14 protein-coding genes are annotated in these 17,252 nt (G+C 66.6%); all 14 read left to right on the forward strand.

Annotated elements, in window-relative coordinates:
• Positions 1-17 precede the first annotated feature (17 nt).
• The 14 genes from F3I62_RS01835 to F3I62_RS01900 are packed head-to-tail and all read left to right on the forward strand — an operon-like array spanning position 18 to position 17,245.
• Entirely contained in the window at positions 18-536 is a 519-nt protein-coding gene (locus F3I62_RS01835) for a PAAR domain-containing protein (RefSeq protein ID WP_160487987.1), read from the forward strand.
• The gene (locus F3I62_RS01840) at positions 529-1,446 is read left to right on the forward strand and encodes a hypothetical protein (RefSeq protein WP_160487988.1); all 918 of its coding nucleotides are present in this window, start codon (positions 529-531) and stop codon (positions 1,444-1,446) included. The genes F3I62_RS01835 and F3I62_RS01840 overlap by 8 nt, the downstream gene beginning before the upstream one ends.
• Positions 1,443-1,877 carry a hypothetical protein gene (locus tag F3I62_RS01845; protein WP_160487989.1) on the forward strand — a complete coding sequence of 145 codons (435 nt, stop codon included), beginning with the start codon at positions 1,443-1,445 and terminating at the stop codon, positions 1,875-1,877. The genes F3I62_RS01840 and F3I62_RS01845 overlap by 4 nt, the downstream gene beginning before the upstream one ends.
• Before the next feature lie 31 nt (positions 1,878-1,908).
• On the forward strand, positions 1,909-3,699 hold the full coding sequence (gene tssF, locus F3I62_RS01850) for a type VI secretion system baseplate subunit TssF (protein WP_160487990.1): 1,791 nt from the start codon (positions 1,909-1,911) through the stop codon (positions 3,697-3,699).
• Positions 3,663-4,670, forward strand: coding sequence for a type VI secretion system baseplate subunit TssG (gene tssG / locus F3I62_RS01855; protein ID WP_160487991.1), 1,008 nt, complete (start codon positions 3,663-3,665; stop codon positions 4,668-4,670). Before tssF ends, tssG begins: the two co-directional genes overlap by 37 nt.
• A gap of 11 nt (positions 4,671-4,681) precedes the next feature.
• Positions 4,682-7,291, forward strand: a complete 2,610-nt coding sequence (gene tssH / locus F3I62_RS01860) for a type VI secretion system ATPase TssH (RefSeq protein ID WP_160487992.1) — start codon at positions 4,682-4,684, stop codon at positions 7,289-7,291.
• A gap of 34 nt (positions 7,292-7,325) precedes the next feature.
• Entirely contained in the window at positions 7,326-8,837 is a 1,512-nt protein-coding gene (locus tag F3I62_RS01865) for a sigma 54-interacting transcriptional regulator (RefSeq protein WP_160488417.1), read from the forward strand.
• 52 nt (positions 8,838-8,889) lie between these two features.
• Positions 8,890-9,027 carry a type VI secretion protein gene (locus tag F3I62_RS01870; protein ID WP_160487993.1) on the forward strand — a complete coding sequence of 46 codons (138 nt, stop codon included), beginning with the start codon at positions 8,890-8,892 and terminating at the stop codon, positions 9,025-9,027.
• An 18-nt stretch (positions 9,028-9,045) separates the two neighbouring features.
• Entirely contained in the window at positions 9,046-10,287 is a 1,242-nt protein-coding gene (gene tagH, locus F3I62_RS01875) for a type VI secretion system-associated FHA domain protein TagH (RefSeq protein WP_160487994.1), read from the forward strand.
• Between the two features lie 17 nt (positions 10,288-10,304).
• Positions 10,305-10,784 (forward strand): type VI secretion system lipoprotein TssJ, encoded by a 480-nt coding sequence (gene tssJ, locus F3I62_RS01880; RefSeq protein ID WP_160487995.1) that lies wholly within the window; start codon positions 10,305-10,307, stop codon positions 10,782-10,784.
• Between the two features lie 4 nt (positions 10,785-10,788).
• The gene (gene tssK / locus F3I62_RS01885) at positions 10,789-12,120 is read left to right on the forward strand and encodes a type VI secretion system baseplate subunit TssK (RefSeq protein WP_160487996.1); all 1,332 of its coding nucleotides are present in this window, start codon (positions 10,789-10,791) and stop codon (positions 12,118-12,120) included.
• A gap of 2 nt (positions 12,121-12,122) precedes the next feature.
• Entirely contained in the window at positions 12,123-12,986 is an 864-nt protein-coding gene (icmH, locus tag F3I62_RS01890) for a type IVB secretion system protein IcmH/DotU (protein WP_160487997.1), read from the forward strand.
• A gap of 6 nt (positions 12,987-12,992) precedes the next feature.
• Positions 12,993-16,514, forward strand: coding sequence for a type VI secretion system membrane subunit TssM (tssM, locus tag F3I62_RS01895; RefSeq protein WP_160487998.1), 3,522 nt, complete (start codon positions 12,993-12,995; stop codon positions 16,512-16,514).
• The gene (locus tag F3I62_RS01900) at positions 16,514-17,245 is read left to right on the forward strand and encodes a PP2C family serine/threonine-protein phosphatase (protein WP_160487999.1); all 732 of its coding nucleotides are present in this window, start codon (positions 16,514-16,516) and stop codon (positions 17,243-17,245) included. Before tssM ends, F3I62_RS01900 begins: the two co-directional genes overlap by 1 nt.
• The last annotated feature ends 7 nt before the right edge of the window (positions 17,246-17,252 follow it).

The following is a 17,252-nucleotide window of genomic DNA, read 5'->3' on the forward strand; positions in this document are numbered from 1 at the left end:
TTCAAAGGAGAGCATGGATGTCCGGTAAACCCGCCGCCCGCCTGGGCGACCCCACTGCCTGCCCGGTTCCGGGCCACGGCACCAATCCCATCGCCGCCGGCTCGCCCAACGTGCTGTTCGACGGCCTGCCCGCCGCGCGCCAGGGCGATGCCTCGGCCTGCGGCGGCGCCCTGTCCGGCAATGTGATCCCCACCGTGCTGATCAATGGCAAACCGGCGACCACCATCGGCACCCTGGGTAGCCACGGCAATGTGGTGGTGGCGGGGTCGGGGACGGTGTTGATCGGCACGACGCACTCGCCTGCTCCATTTATCGAACCTCTTGGTTTGCCCGGCTTCTTCGATGAGTTCTTTGTCATCCAGGACGATAACGGGGGCCCCATCGCCAACTACGGCTACCGCATCGTGACTGCCGCTGGCGAAGTACATGAGGGCATCACGGACAGTGAGGGCAGAACCACAGTCATCAATACTGGCAAACAGTCTCAGGGCTTGACCCTTTCACTGCTGCAACCAAAGGGTGTCGCTCATGCCTGATGCCGCCCTGAAACATGCCAACTCCACCCCTTCCAGCCAGCGTACCGGACAAGTCGTCAACCTGAAGCTGGTCAAGCTTGCGTGTTACGAGCTGAACATTCGCTCGTTCCACCCAGCCAAGACTTTCGGCTGGAGCGGCTTCAATTACGAAGGAGATGCTCGCGGGTTCTCTCTGGGGGCCAGTGGCAAATCAGGCAGTGCTGGAGCGCAAGTCACCTCACGCGTCTGGCATCGCTTTGCCATCGATACCAACGCAGGTGAAGTGCTGAATGTGGAAACCGAGTCGAATGACTCGGGGAAACAGGGTGAAGCCCACACCCGCTACGACGGGGAGCTACAACCAAAAGGTGGTAGCTGGCCTCTGGTGAAAAAAGAAAGCGGCCCGGTGACGACCCTCTTTGTTGATGGCGGTTATGCCGGTGAGAACCATGCTTTCCCACTTTCGGCGACGGCAAAAAAAGCCACGGGAATGACCTTTGTTCCTAGCCTCGATGTCAGCTACAAGATTGTCATTACCGTGGATCGTGTTGCCAAGCATGTCGATATTGTCAGTTATATCAGCGGTGATGGTTTCCCTAATTGCGAAGCCTTTATTGTCGACAGCAAAGGTACTGCCGTCTTCCTTGGCATTCATGTGCGCAAGGGGGCCGCATCCTTTTCACTGTGGGGAGACAAGAAATACCCCATGATTTCCTCCGCTATTCGCCTAGGCATAGATGAAGATGGGAACTTCAATGGCCTGATAGCCAATGAGCTGAAGCGCAGGAAACAAAACAAGGAAAATTTAGAGTTTCATCCTCTTGCCGAGTGGAACAATTTTTTCACCCATCTTGACCCCAGTACAGAGCGCTGGATGTGGATGTGGGAAGAGCCCATGCCTGAACAGTCGAATGGTAATGCACGCAAATGAACCGTCTACGTTTCTTCCACGCAGCAATATGGACTCCCTTCGCTTTGCTTTCCTTCGCGCTGCTGGGCGGGTGGATCATAGAAGATCGGCAAGACATGCCTTTCGAACAACTATTCCTAATTTATGGCCTTAGCTTTGGCACATTGGCTTATCCGCTTTTTGCACTCTGGGCCTGCCGCAAAATAACCAATAAAAGTGAACAGGAAATTATCCGGCTAATCTGGCTGGCCCCACTTATTTTCATTCCATTCTATGGCATCCCCTGGATTATTTACGGGTTGGTCAATCTCGTCATGGGTAACACCTCCGGAGTTGGCATGTTGTTTCTCTGGATCAGCTTCGCGCCTTACATTTTGGTTGTCGGATATTCCACTTCAACAATAACGTTTTTCATTAATAAGTTTATTAACTCGCAAACAACCAAGCTATAGAACTGCTTTTCCGCAAGGATGCGACACTGAGATGTCTTTCAACCACCACTACCAGAGCGAACTCACTGCCCTGCGCCAGCTGGGCAAGCGCTTTGCCGAGCGCAGTCCGGCGCTAGCGCCGTTTCTCGGTCAGGCCGGGCGCGACCCGGATGTCGAGCGCCTGCTGGAGGGTTTCGCCTTCCTCAGCGGGCGCCTGCGGCAGAAGCTCGACGACGAGCTGCCGGAGCTGACCCATTCGCTGATGCACCTGCTGTGGCCCAACTACATGCGCCCGCTGCCGGCCTTCAGCATGTTGCAGTTCGACCCGCTCAAGCGCCCCGGCCCTGCCATCGCCGTGCCGCGGCATACGCCGGTGGAAGCCAAGGCCATCGAGGGCGTGACCTGTCGCTTTCGCACCGCCTTCGCCTGCGAGGTGCTGCCGCTGGCGCTGAATGGCCTGGACTACTCGGTGAAGGGCGACGGTGCGCTGCTCAGCCTGCGCCTGGGCATGAGCGCCGACGGCCATCTCGGCGAAGTCGAACTGAGCAAACTGCGCCTGCACCTGGCCGGCGAGCGCTATATCAGCCAGCTGCTCTACCTCGGCCTGCTGCGTCACCTCGGCGGCATCCAGCTGGTGCTGCTGGATGGCGACGGCAAGCCGCTCAAGGATGCCTACGACCAGCCGCTGCCCGGCTTCGCCCTGGGTGCCGACAAGGTCGAGGCGGTCGGTTTCGCCGAAGACGAAGCGCTGGTGCCCTACCCGCTGAACACCTTCCGCGGCTACCGCCACCTGCAGGAATACTTCGCCTTCCAGGACAAGTTCCTGTTCGTCGAACTCAAGGGCCTCGAGCTGCTCAAGCGTCAGCCGGCCGAGCTGCTGGAGCGGGCGCGCGGCCTGGAGCTGCGCTTTGATATCCAGAAGACCGGCCTGCAGCGCATCCGCCCGACCCTGGACAACGTGCGCCTGTACTGCACGCCGGTGGTCAACCTGTTCGCCCACGACGCCATCCCGATCCGCCTGGACGGCAAGCAGGATCAGTACCTGCTGCTGCCGGCCGAATTCGAGACGCGCCACTGCGCGGTGTTCTCGGTGGACCGGGTGACCGGCTGGAAGCCCGGCGGCATGGGCTACGAGGAATACGTGCCGTTCGAATCCTTCGAGCACGACGCCAGCTTCGACGTGCCCAAGGCCCGCCCGCACTACAGCGTGCGCCAGCAGCCGTCGCTGCTCGGCGACGGCCTGGAGACCTGGCTCAGCTTCGGCATGCGCAACCTCGACCAGCACGAGACGCTGTCCATCGAGCTGACCTGCACCAACCAGAACCTGCCGCGCCAGCTGGGCCTGGGCGATATCTGCCTGCCCAGCGAAGACACCCCGGAGTTCCTCACCTTCCGCAACATCAGCGCGGTGACGCCCAGCTACGCACCGCCGCTGCACCGCGACTACCTGTGGAAGCTGATCAGCAACATGTCGCTGAACTACCTGTCGCTGGCCAACGTCGAGGCGCTCAAGGTGATCCTCGAGACCTACGACCTGCCGCGCTACTACGACCAGCACGCGGAAAAGGTCAGCAAGCGCCTGCTCGGCGGCCTGCAGTCGATCAGCCACCAGCACGTCGACCGCCTGCACCGGGGCCTGCCGGTGCGCGGTGTGCGTACTGAACTGAAGATGAACCCGGACGGTTACCTGGGCGAAGGGGACCTGTTCCTGTTCGCCTCGGTGCTCAATGAATTCTTCGCCCTCTATGCCAGCCTCAACTCGTACCACGAGCTGCGCGTACACAGCACACAAGGAGAGGTGTACCGATGGACGCCGCGCATGGGGCAGCAGCCCCTGCTCTGAACCGGCTCAGCCGGGGCATCCGCGAGTACAGCCTGTTCCAGGGTGTGCTGCTGGTGCTGGACCGCTTGCGCACTGCCCATCCCGAACTGGATGAGGAGCAGCTGTACGAGCGCCTGGAATTCCAGGCCAACCCGAGCCTGGGCTTCCCCGGCAGCGATATCGATCGCGTGCAGTTCTTCGAGGAACACGGCGAGCTGCGCGCGCAGCTGCGCATCAACCTGGTCAGCCTGTTCGGCGCCGGTTCGCCGCTGCCAGCCTTCTATGGCGAACAGGCGCTGGGCGACAACCCGGACGGCAACCCGACCCGCGAATTCCTCGACCTGTTCAACAACCGCCTGCAGCGCCTGCTCCTGCCGATCTGGCAGAAGTACCGCTACTACGCGCGCTTCCAGCGCGGCGCCAGCGATCAGTTCTCCAACCAGCTGTTCGCCCTGATCGGCCTCGGCGGCGAGCAGATCCGCGCCGCCGAGGAACTCAACTGGAAGCGCCTGCTGCCCTACCTCGGCCTGCTCAGCCTGCGCGCCCACTCGGCGGCACTGGTCGAGTCGGTGCTGCGTTACTACTTCAAGCACACCGACCTGCGCATCGAGCAGTGCGTCGAGCGCCAGGTACAGATCATCGCCGAGCAGCGCAACCGCCTCGGCCTGGCCAACAGCCAGCTGGGCGAAAGCCTGGTGCTCGGCGAGCGGGTACGCGACCGCGGCGGCAAGTTCCGCATCCATATCCGCCAGCTCAGCTGGGCGCGCTTCCACGAATTCCTGCCGATCGGCACGGGCTACCAGCCGCTCTGCGCGCTGGTGCGCTTCACCCTGCGCGACCCGCTCGACTACGACATCCGCCTGGCCCTGCGCCACGAGGAAATCCGCGAGCTGCGCATCGGCGCCGACAACCCCTGCCACCTCGGCTGGACCAGCTGGCTGGGCCACGAACAGGCCGATGGTGTGGTCACCATCGGCAGCATGACTCACTAAGGACAGAGAGAATGATCAACGTCGACCTACAACAGTTGGTCCAGGCACTGGACGCCGACACCCGCCGCGACCTCGAAGGCGCCGCCGAGCGCTGCCTGCAGCGCGGTGGCAACAAGATCCTGGTGGAAGACCTGCTGCTCGGCCTGCTCGAACGCCCGCAAGGCTTACTGGCCCGTGCCCTGCAGGATGCCGAAGTGGATGCCGGCGCCCTCGCCAGCGCCCTGCAACCGCGCGGCGAATACAGCGCCTCGCGCAACCCGGTGTTCGCCGCCGAACTGGTGCAGTGGCTGCAGGACGCCCTGCTGGTAGCCAACCTGGAGCTCGGCCAGAGCCAGGTGGAGCAGGCCGCGCTGATCCTCGCCCTGCTGCGCAACCCCATGCGCTATGCCGGCAGCCACTACCAGCCATTGCTGGCCAAGGTCAGTGCCGAGCGCCTGCGCGATTTCGCCCTGAGCCAGCAGCCGCAGGCCACTGCCGGCAAAGCCGCGGCGCCGGGTGAATCCAACCTGCAACGCTTCACCCACAACTTCACCCAGCAGGCCCGCGAGGGCAAGCTCGACCCGGTGCTCTGCCGCGACGGGGCGATCCGCCAGATGATCGACATCCTCGCCCGTCGGCGGAAGAACAACCCGATCGTGGTCGGCGAGGCCGGCGTCGGCAAGACCGCCATCGTCGAGGGCCTGGCCCTGCGCATCGCCAGCGGCGAAGTGCCGGAAGTGCTCAAGGGCGTCGAGCTGCTGTGCCTGGACATGGGCCTGCTGCAGGCCGGCGCCAGCGTCAAAGGCGAGTTCGAGCGGCGCCTGCAGGGGGTGATCGACGAAGTGAAGGGCGCGGCCAAGCCGATCATCCTGTTCATCGACGAGGCGCATACCTTGATCGGCGCCGGCGGCCAGGCCGGTGGCTCGGACGCCGCCAACCTGCTCAAGCCAGCACTGGCGCGTGGCGAGCTGCGCACCATCGCCGCCACCACCTGGAGCGAATACAAGAAGTACTTCGAGAAGGACCCGGCCCTGGCCCGGCGTTTCCAGCCGGTACAGCTGCACGAGCCGACGGTTCAGGAAGCCGTGACCATCCTGCGTGGCCTGGCCCCGGTGTACGAGAAGAGCCACGGCATCTACCTGCGCGACGACGCCGTGGTGGCCGCCGCCGAACTGTCGGCGCGCTACCTGGCCGGGCGCCAGCTGCCGGACAAGGCCGTCGACGTGCTCGATACCGCCTGCGCGCGGGTACGCATCAGTCTGGCCGCCGCCCCGGAAGCGCTGGAGCGCCTGCGCGGCGAAATCGCCGAAGGCCAGCGCCAGCGCGAAGCGCTGCGCCGCGACCTGGATGCCGGCCTGCAGGTCGACGGCGAAGCCCTGCAGCAGCTGGAAAACCGCCTGCTCGATGCGGCCGGCGAACTGCAGCAATTAAGTGCGCGTTGGGACGAGCAGCGCCAGCTCGCCGAACGCCTGCTGCAACTGCGCCAGCAGTGCGCCGCGGCGCGCCTCGATCAACCTGCCGAAGCGACCGAAGCCAACGTCGAACCCCTGCCGAATCTGGCCGAACTGGAAGTCGAGCTGCGCAAGGTGCAGGTCGAACTGGCCACGGCCCAGGCCGCCGAGCGCCTGGTCAGCCATGAAGTCTGCCCGCGCCTGGTGGCCGAGGTGATCAGCCACTGGACCGGCGTGCCGCTGAGCCAGCTGGCCCGCGAACACAACGCCAAGGTGGCCGGCTTCGCCCATGACCTGCGCCAGCGCGTGCGCGGCCAGGAGCAGGCGGTAGCGGCGCTGGACCGCGCCATGCGCGCCAGCGCCGCCGGGCTGAACAAGGACGATGCGCCGGTCGGCGTGTTCCTCCTGGTCGGCCCCAGCGGCATCGGCAAAACCGAGACCGCCCTGGCCCTGGCCGACCTGCTGTACGGCGGCGAGCGCTTCCTCACCACCATCAACATGGCCGAGTTCCAGGAGAAGCACACGGTGTCGCGGCTGATAGGCGCGCCGCCCGGCTACGTCGGCTACGGCGAGGGCGGCATGCTCACCGAGGCGGTGCGGCAGAAGCCCTACTCGGTGATCCTCCTCGACGAGGTGGAGAAGGCCGACCCGGAGGTGATGAACGTTTTCTACCAGATCTTCGACAAGGGCGTGGCCAACGACGGCGAAGGGCGCGAGATCAACTTCCGCAACTGCCTGATCCTGATGACCAGCAACCTGGCCAGCGAGCAGATCGCCCAGCTCTGCAGCGACCAGCAGCGCCCGGCCGCCGAGCAACTGGAGCAGGCCATCCGCCCGGCACTGAGCCGTCACTTCAAGCCGGCGCTGCTGGCGCGCATGCGCGTGGTGCCCTACTACCCGGTGGCCGGCAGCGTGCTCGAGGAACTGGTCGCGCTCAAGCTGGCCCGCCTCGGCGAGCGCCTGGCGCGCCGCCAACTCGGTTTCAGCCACCACCCGGCGCTGCTCGAACACCTGGCCCGGCGCTGCCAGCACAGCGACAGCGGCGCGCGGCTGATCGACCAGTTGCTGGAGCAACAGCTGTTGCCGCAGATCGCCGACCGCCTGCTGGATGCCATGGCCGCCGGCGAAAGCCTGCAGCAGGTGCACGCCACCCTCGACGGTGAAGGAGCGCTGGTCTGTGAATTCGCCTGAACGCCTGCCGCCGCAGCTGCCTGAGCCACCCCAGTTGCTGCAGCGCATCGCCCAGCCGCTGCCCTATGCCGAGGCCCTGCTCGAGCAGTTCGGCCAGCTGTCGCGCCTGGCCAAGGCCGACGAGCTGCCGGCCGGCCTGGTGCAGGCCGCCGCGCAACTCGCCGGTTGCGAACTGAGCCAGCTGTACCTGCTCGACAGCACCCACACCCGCCTGACCCTGGCCGGCGAATGGCTGGATGGCCAGGCGCACCCCGAGCACAGCGCCAGCCTGCCCAGCGACTACGACGGCGAGCAGCTGCTGCAGTACTGCCTGTGCCAGAACCGCCACCTGAGCCTGGCCAACCTCGACCACAACCTGCACGAGACCAGCTTCCTGCCGGCCCGCGACCAAGCCTGGCGCAGCCTGCTGTGCCTGCCGCTGCAGGACGAGCAGGGCCGCGTCGGCGGCCTGTTGCTGCTAGCCAGCCACAGTGCCCGCGAGCTGGAAGGTTTCGCCGGCTCGCTGGCCAGCCTCGGCACCTTCGCCCTGACCCAGCACCAGCTGCTGCAACGCCTGCGCGCGCCGGTCACCCCCATCAGCACGGCACCGACCAGCCTGCCAAGCAGCGGCTACGGCCTGATCGGCAGCAGCGCGGCGATGCGCGCGGTCTACCAGCTGCTCGGCAAGGTGCTGCACAACCCGGTCAGCGTGCTGCTCACCGGCGAGACCGGCACCGGCAAGGAACTGGTCGCCCGCGCCATCCACGACTGTGGTTTCCGCCGCAGCCAGGCGTTCATCGTGCAGAACTGCGCCTCGCTGCCGGAGAACCTGCTGGAGAGCGAGCTGTTCGGCTACCGCAAGGGCGCCTTCACCGGCGCCGAGCGCGACCGCAAGGGCCTGTTCGACGCAGCCGATGGCGGCACCCTGTTTCTCGACGAGATCGGCGACATGCCGCTGGCCCTGCAGGCCAAGCTGCTGCGCGTGCTGCAGGAAGGCGAAGTGCGCCCGCTGGGCAGCACGGACACGCACAAGGTCGATGTGCGCATCGTCGCCGCCACCCACCGCGACCTGCGCGCGCTGGTCGAGGACGGACGCTTTCGCGAAGACCTGTTCTATCGCCTGTCGCACTTCCCCATCGCCCTGCCGCCGCTGCGCGAGCGCGACGAAGACATCCTCCAGCTGGCCCGCCACTTCGCCGCCAAGGCCAGCGCCTTCCTGCAGCGCGACCCGTGCCGCTGGGCCGAAACCACCCTCACCCACCTGGCCGGCTACGCCTTCCCCGGCAATGTGCGCGAGCTCAAGGGCTTGGTCGAACGCGCCGTGCTGCTCTGTGAAGGCGGCGAACTGCTGCCCGAGCACTTCAGCCTGCGCCAGGACGCCAGCCAGGCCGGCGACGGCTGCATGAACCTGCGCGAACGTCTGGAGCGGGTCGAACGCAACCTGCTGCTCGACTGCCTGCGCAAGAACCGCGGCAACCAGAGCCAGGCCGCCCGTGAACTGGGCCTGCCGCGACGCACCCTGCTGTACCGCATGGACCGGCTGAAGATCAGCCCGGCCGATGTCTGAGCCGCTGCCCATGCCTACCCATTTCCCCCTCACCGCCTGTGGAGAACCCGAGATGTCCCACCGCCTGCTGACCACCACCCTGCTCGCCGCCCTGCTCTGCCTGAGCGGCTGTGCCGGCAACTACAAATCCAGCGATGACGACTACCGCCCGCTGGGCGACCCGCACGCCGAGCAGCGCGACAACCGATAAGCCGAGGAGCACCGCACCATGGAACTGGTATTCGACGTCGTCAGCGCCCAGCAATTTGCACCGGGCATGCTGACCAGCAAGAGCTTCAAGAAGGCCGGTGGGGTAATTGGCCGCAGCGAGGAGTGCGACTGGTCGATCCCCGACAGCAAACGCATCATCTCCAGCCGGCATGCCCAGGTCAGCTACAGCGATGGTCACTTCTACCTGACCGACACCAGCAGCAACGGCATCCAGCTCAAGGACAGCGGCGCCAGCCTGCGCCGTGGCGAGCCGCTGCGCATCGGCCACGGTGACGTGTTCTGCCTGGGCGAGGTGGAAATCCGCGCCCGCGTGCTGCAGGACCCGGCGCAGTTCGAGGAGCAGATCGGCCAGCGCCAGGCGGCCGGCAGCATCATCCCGGATGACGCCTTCCTCGACCTCGACCCGATCGCCGCCCTCGAACAGCGCCCGCGCGGCTACAGCAGCCTGGATGAATTCGCCGGCCTGGTGCAGGAGCCGGAGGAACAGTTCGAGCGCAGCCAGTACGCGCGCATCGACATGGAAAGCCTGCTGCTGCCGGAGCTGGTGGAAGCGGCGGTGGAAACACCGGTAGCGGCCGAGCCGATTGCCGTGCGCGTCAGCGAGCCGAGCGCGCAGCCGCGCCCGAGGGTTGCCAGCGAGCCACAGAGTGCGGCGTTCTGGCAGCGTTTCGGCGAGGCCCTCGGCGTGCCACTCGACGACCTCGACGCGGCCGGCCGCGAAGCCCTGGCGCTGAATGCTGCCCGCCTGCTCAAGCAGAGCATCGGCGGCCTGCAGCAGAGCCTGCGCACCCGGGGTGAGCTGAAGAACGAACTGCGCCTGGCCCTGACCACCGTGCAGAGCGCCGGCAACAACCCGCTCAAGCACAGCGCCGATGCCGGCGAGGCGCTGCAGGCCCTGTTGCGCAGCCACAAGCCCAGCCAGCTGAGCGCCGAACAGGCCGTCGGCCGCGCCTACCGCGACCTGCAGGCGCACCAGGTGGCGCTGTTCGCCGCCAGCCGCGCGGCGGTCAAGGGCCTGTTCGACCAGTTCGCCCCTGAGCAGCTGTGCCTGCGCTTCGAGCAGGAGCGCAAGCCGCTGCTGGCCACCGCCGGCAGCCGCTGGCGCGCCTACCAGCGCCAGTACCGCCTGCTCGAGCAGGACGACGACTGGAGCCAGCGCCTGTTCGCCCGCGACTTCGCCAAAACCTACGAAGAGCAGGTGCGCCTGATCGCCACGCTCAACACCGACTTCCAAGAATGAAAGCAAGGATGAATGCCATGCGCCGTCTTATCAGCCTCAGCCTGTTGTCTCTGTTCGTCGCCCTGGGCGGCTGCGCCAGCCTGTCGCCCTTCTCGGACAAGACCAAGCTCGACCTGACCCTGGCCGCCAGCGAGGACCTCAACCCGGACCTGGCCGGCCGCCCCTCGCCGATCGTGGTGCGCCTGCTGGAGCTGAAGAACCCCTCGTCGTTCAACAACGCCGACTTCTTCTCCCTCTACCAGCGCCCCAAGGAATCGCTGATGCCCGACCTGGTCAGCTTCGAGGAGCTGGAAGTGCGTCCCGGCGAGACCCGCGAACTGAAACTCGCGGTGCAGCCGGGCAGCCGCTACGTCGGCGTGGTGGCCGCCTACCGCGACCTGCCGGAAGCCAGCTGGCGCTTCGTCGTGGCCCTGCAGGAAGGCGAGATCAACCAGGCCGGCGTGCGCCTGGACCAGCGCGGCCTGCAGGCGCTGAGCGACGCCCAGGAAGAGGACTGAGCACATGGAAATGCTCAAGGTAGTCTGGCAAGAAGGGATGCTCCTGCGCCCGCAGCACTTCCAGCAAAGCGACCGTTACTACGAACACCAGCTCAAGGCCCGTACCCGCCTGCTGGAGGTCTATCCCTGGGGCTTCTTCAGCCTGGAGATCGACCGCCAGTTCCTCGGCATGGGCAAGCTGGTGCTGAGCCAGGCCGGCGGCGTGCTGCCGGACGGCAGCCTGTTCGAGATCGACGCCGCGCGCGAGCCGCTGGCCATCGACGTGCCGCCGAACACCTCGGCCACCCCGGTGTACCTGGCCCTGCCGCTGGTCACCGGCAACCACATCGAGAGCCGCCGCGCCGAGCAGCAGGACGTGCTCGCGCGCTACCGCGCCCAGGAGCTGGAAGTCACCGACTCGAATGCCGGCGACAGCGCCGCCAGCCAGGTCAGCTGCGGCCGTCCGGACTTCCGCCTGCTGCTCGGTGAGCAGCAGACCGACCAGGCCTTCGTCAAACTCAAGGTCGCGGAAATCCTCGACACCAGCCCGGACGGGGTGGTCGTGCTCGACCCGGACTTCAGCCCGACCTTCCTCCATGTGCAGGCGTCGAACACCCTGCTGGCCTACCTCAAGGAAGTCATCAGCATGCTCGGCCACCGCGGCGACATCCTCGCCGAGCGGGTGCGCGCGGCCGGCAAGCTGGGCAATACCGAAGTCGGCGACTTCCTCATGCTGCAGCTGGTCAACCGCTACGAGCCGCAGCTGCGCCACTACCTGTCGCTGGAGCAGCTGCACCCGGAGCGCATCTACCGCGAGCTGGTCGGCCTGCTCGGCGAGCTGGCCACCTTCGCCAGCGACCACAAGCGCCCGCGCCTGGACAGCCGCTACCTGCACAACGACCAGGGCGGCAGCTTCCGCAAGCTGATGGACGCGCTGCGCCAGGTGCTGTCGATGGTGCTGGAACAGCACGCCATCGAACTGCCGCTGCAGCAACGCCAGTACGGCATCCAGGTCTCGCCGCTGCAGGACCACAAGCTGCTGACCAGCGCCGAGTTCATCCTCGCCGCCAGCGCCCAGTGCGACTCCGAGGAGCTGCGCAAGCGCCTGCCGGCGCACCTGAAGATCGGCGCGGTGGAGCGCATCCGCCAGCTGGTCAACCTGCACCTGCCGGGGATCAGGGTGAAGCCGCTGCCGGTGGCGCCGCGGCAGATCCCCTTCCACTCGGACAAGACCTACTTCGCCCTGGAGCTCGGCTCGGAAGAGCTGGCGCAGCTGGAAAGCTCGGGCGGGTTTGCCTTCCACGTGTCCGGGGACTTCTCCGGGCTTGAGCTGAAATTCTGGGCGATCAGGAGCTGAACATGATCAAGGAAGCACAGGACAAGACCGTCGTCCTCAACCGCCAGACTGCCGGCGCGGCGCGCAGCCCGCTGACCGACTTCGCCGCGCCGCCCATGGAGCAGCTCGAGGAACGCATGGTCTATGCCGCGCGCATGCGCCCGGCGGAAGTCTTCAACATCAGCTTCAACCCGCTGGTGGCCGCCAGCGCGCTGCTGCTCTCGGAAGTGGTGCGGCTGAAGAACAGCGCCAGCGCGGAGAACTTCCAGGCGCTCAACGAGCGCCTCAGCGTGGCGATCAAGCTGTTCGAGCACCGCGCCCTGCAGGAAGGCGCCGAGGGCGGCCAGGTGATGGCCGCCCGTTACGTGCTGTGCACGGTGGTCGACGAGGCGGTGGTGACCACGCCCTGGGGCAACGAGAGCGCCTGGTCGCAGATGAGCCTGCTGTCGAGCTTTCACAACGAAACCTTCGGCGGCGAGAAGTTCTTCCAGCTGCTCGAGCACCTGTCGCGCAACCCGGTCAAGCACCTGGCCATGCTCGAGCTGATGTACATCTGCCTGTCGCTCGGCTTCGAGGGCAAGTACCGCGTGCTACCGCGCGGCATGCTCGAACTGGAGGCGATCCGCGACAGCCTGTACCGGCAGATCCGCCAGCTGCGCGGGGACATTCCGCGCGAGCTGTCGCCGCACTGGCAGGGCCTCAAGGACGGCCGCCGGCGCCTGGTGCGCATCGTTCCGGGCTGGCTGGTGGCGGTGGCCACGGTCGCCGGCCTGGCTCTGCTCTACGCCGCTTTCAGCTGGGTGCTGCACGAGCAGCGCAGCACGGTACTGCAGCCCTATCAGGCGGTCGAGGTCGTTCCGGCCGCCGCACAATCCACTCAGGGATAAGTTGAGATGAAGGATTTTCTCAAGAAAACCGCCACCTTCCTGCGCCAGACCTGGGTCTGGAGCCTGTGCCTGGTGCTGTTCCTGGCCCTGCTGGTGTGGTTCGTCGGGCCGCTGCTGGCGGTGGCCGATCACAAGTTCTGGGCACCAGCCTCCAGCCGTCTGCTCAGCATCAGTCTGCTGTTCCTCGCCTGGGGCCTGTTCATCGTATTCATCAGCTGGCGCGCCAATCAGCGCAAGAAGGCCGAGGCGGATGATGTCGACGCCCAGGAGCGCCTGCGCCGCGACGGCCTTATCAGCGAGGAGCAAGTCGAACTGCGCGGCCGTTTCAAGCAGGCCCTGCGCACCCTGAAGAGTTCCAGCCTGTACCGCGGGCGCAGCGACAAATGGCGCAACGAGCTGCCCTGGTACCTGCTGATCGGCCCGCAGGGCAGCGGCAAGACCAGCCTGCTGGACTTCTCCGGCCTGGACTTCCCGCTCAGCAAGGGCGACGCCCAGCGCCTGACCAAGGACGTCGGCGGCACCCGCTACTGCAACTGGCACTTCGCCGACCACGCCGTGCTGCTGGATACCGCCGGGCGCTACCTCAACCAGCCCGACGTGGCGGTCGACAGCCGCGCCTGGCATACCCTGCTCAACCTGCTGCGCAAACGCCGCGCGCGACCGCTCAACGGCGTGCTGGTCAGCATCCCGGTGGACAGCCTGCTGTACCACAACGAACTGGAACTGGAGAACCTGGCCCGTCAGGTGCGCCAGCGCCTGCACGAGATTCACGCCGAACTGCGCGTGGAAGTGCCGGTGTATCTGGTGCTGAGCAAGGCCGACAAGATCCTCGGTTTCGACGAGTTCTTCGACCAGCTGAGCCGCGAGGAAAGCGACCAGGTGCTCGGCGCCAGCCTGCGCAAGGAGCAGAACGCCACCGACGCCGGGGTGATCCGCCAGGAGTTCGAGGAACTGCTGCGCCGCCTCAACAGCCAGGTGATCCTGCGCATGCACCAGGAGCGCGACACCCAGCGCCGCGGCCGTATCCTCGACTTCCCGCACCAGCTCGGCCAGCTCGGCGAGCGCCTGTGCCTGTTCGTCGAACTGGCCTTCAGCGGCAACCGCTATCAGCGCTCCAGCCACCTGCGCGGCTTCTACCTGACCAGCGCGCCGCAGCTCAGCGATGCGCTCGACCCGAGTACCACCAGTATTGGCCGCAACCTCGGCCTGGCCGGCAGCACCCTGCCGACCTACCGCAGCGGCCGCGCGCGCTTTATCAACCAATTACTGAGTAGAGTGATCTTCCCCGAGGCCGACCTGGCCGGGCTGGACGACAAAGAGGTACGCCGCATCGACTGGCGCCAGCGCGCCCTCTATGCCGGTGCCGCCGCCTGCCTGGTGCTGTTCGGCCTGCTCTGGGGCAACAGCTACTCGGCCAACCACGGCCGTCTGGAACAGCTGCGCGAACTGGCCCAGCAACTGGGCCGCGCCGGCGAGAGCCTCAACCCCAAGGACGAGGCCGAGCAGGTATTGCCGCTGCTCGACAGCAGCTATGCGGCGACCCAGGTGTTCCCCGCGCCGAATGACGCCGCCCTGCTCGAACGCGGTGGCCTGTACCAGGGCGCGAAGGTCGAGCCGAGCGTGCATCAGGCCTATCGCCGCCAACTGGAAAGCGAGCTGCTGCCGCGCGTCGCCCGTCAGCTGGAAGGACAGATCCGCGCCAACCGCGACGACCGCGAGCTGCTGCTCGGCAGCCTGCGCGCCTACCTGATGCTCAACCTGGAACAGCGCCGCGAAGCCGAGTACCTGCAGGACTGGCTGGCCACCGACTGGTCGCTGCGCTATGCCGGCGCCGAGCCGACGCAGCAGGGCCTCAATGGCCACTTCCAGCGCCTGCTGGCCGAACCATTCGCCGCCTACCCGCTGAACGATGCGCTGGTGGCCGAGGCGCGGCAGATCCTGCGTAACGAGTCGCTGGCCAACGTGGTCTACCGCATGCTCCGCGACCAGGCCCGCAGCCTGCCGGAATACCGCTTGAGCCAGCAGCTGGGCAGCCAGGCCACGTTGTTCCTCGGCAGCGACTACAGCATTCCCGGGCTGTACACGCAGAAGGGCTACCAGCAGTACTTCGTCGCCCAGGGCCTCGGCCTGGTGCGCGACATCCTGCGCGATAACTGGGTGCTCGGCGAAGGCAACCAGCTCAGCGACAACGACCTCAGCCGCCTGCTGGTGGAACTGGAGCAGCTGTACTTCCGCGACTACGCCAACTACTGGGGCGAGGCCATCGCCCAGCTCAGCCTGGAGCCGATCGGCAACACGGCCCAGGGCATCCTCCAGCTGTCCGCGCTGACTGCGGCCAACTCGCCGCTGCTGCAGGTGCTGGTGGAAGTGCGCGAGAACACCCGCTTCGACCTGCCGGCAGCCGCCGACCAGGTCGACCAGCTGGCCGCCCAGGCCAAGCTGGGCAAGAAGGCCAAACTGGCCGCCGCCGCGGCCGAACAGGGCATCGGCGCCATCGCCAAGAGCCTGCCGGACACCGCCCGCCGCGCCCTGCAACGGCGCTTCGAGCCGCTGCACCGGCTGCTCGACGACCACAGCGGCGCCGGCCCGGAACTGGCCGCCACCCTGCAGGCGCTGGATGCCCTGCAACTGCAGTTCAGCGGTCTGGCCCACGCCAGTGCGCCGGAACAGGCGGCCTTCGAGATGGCCAAGGCACGCATGGCCGGCCGCCCGGATGCGATCAACCAGGTGCGCAGCAGCGCCGCACGCCTGCCGCAACCGGTGGGCAACTGGCTGAGCCTGATCGCCGACGACAGCTGGCAGCTGGTGCTGAACGACGCCTATGGCTATCTGAACAAGCGCTACCGCAGCGAGCTGTACGCCTTCTACAAGGAGTCGCTGCTCAAGCGCTATCCGTTCAGCGCCAAGAGCGACAGCGACGTGGCGATCGCCGACTTCCGCGAGTTCTTCAAGGCCGACGGCGTGGCCGACGGCTTCGTCGATCGCTACCTCAAGGCCTTCGTCAGCGACAGCGAAGGCAAGTACCAGCTGCGCCGCCTGGACGGCCAGGGCCTGCCGCTGTCACCGGCTTTTCTCGCACAGATCAACCAGACCCAGGTGATCCGCCGCAGCTTCTTCGCCGAAAACCCGAGCGAGCCGCTGGTGCTGTTCAAGCTGGAACCCTTCGCCCTCGACTACAGCCTCAACCGCGCCGACTTCCAGTACGGCGGCAAGCAGATGGAATACCGCCACGGGCCGATCATCGCCACCGCGTTCCGCTGGCCGGCCGAGGGCGACAGCGAGCGCAGCAGCCTGGTGCTGGAAGAACAGGGCGGGCGCCGTGTCGGCATCGAGAAGAGCAGCGGGCCCTGGGCGCTGTTCCGCCTGCTCGACCTGATGCAGGTCGAGCAGCACAGCGGCCGCGACGTGCTGATCCTCAAGGCCAACCTGCAGGGCCTGCAGGCCAAGTACCTGCTGCACAGCCAGCGCTCGCCGAATCCGTTCGACGCCAGCCTGCTGCGCGACTTCAAGCTGCCGGCGACCCTTTGATGGAAGTCGCCAACCTGCTCTGGCACAGCGCCGCGCGCACCGACACCGGCAAGGTGCGCGCGCGCAACGAGGATGCCTTTCTCGACCAGCCGCAGCGTGGCCTGTGGGTGGTCGCCGATGGCATGGGCGGCCACCAGAACGGCGACCTGGCCAGCCGCCTGATCGTCGAGAGCCTGGGCGAGCTGGACCCCTCCGGCAGCTTCGAGCAACGCCTGGAACGCCTGCGTGATTGCCTGCACCGGCTCAATCGGCACCTCAGCCTGGGCCTCACGGTGACCAGCGACAACCCCGACATGCTGGTCGGCAGCACCGTGGTCGCCCTGCTCGCCGCCGGCAGCCGGATGGCCTGCGTGTGGGCCGGCGACAGCCGCTGCTACCTGCTGCGCGGGCGCCAGCTGTACCAGTTGAGCCGCGACCATTCGCTGCTGCAGCAACTGGTCGACGAGCGCGGCATGAGCGTCGAGGAAGCCGCACGCCAGCCGGCAGCGCATGCCCTGACCCGCGCCATCGGCGCAGCCGAGGAACTGCAACTGGACATCCTCGAACTGGAAAGCCTGCCCGGCGACGTGTTCCTGCTGTGCAGCGACGGCCTGTATCAGGACCTCGACCACGACCAGCTCGGCGCCGCGCTGATCCGCCCCAGCGCCAGCCTGGCCCTGCAACGCCTGTTCGAACTGGCGCTGGACGGCCCGGCCCGCGACAACCTCAGCGCCGTGGTGATCAACCGATGAGCAGCGC

It is taken from the genome of Pseudomonas sp. R-28-1W-6 (assembly GCF_009799925.1).
Classification (GTDB): Bacteria; Pseudomonadota; Gammaproteobacteria; order Pseudomonadales; family Pseudomonadaceae; genus Aquipseudomonas.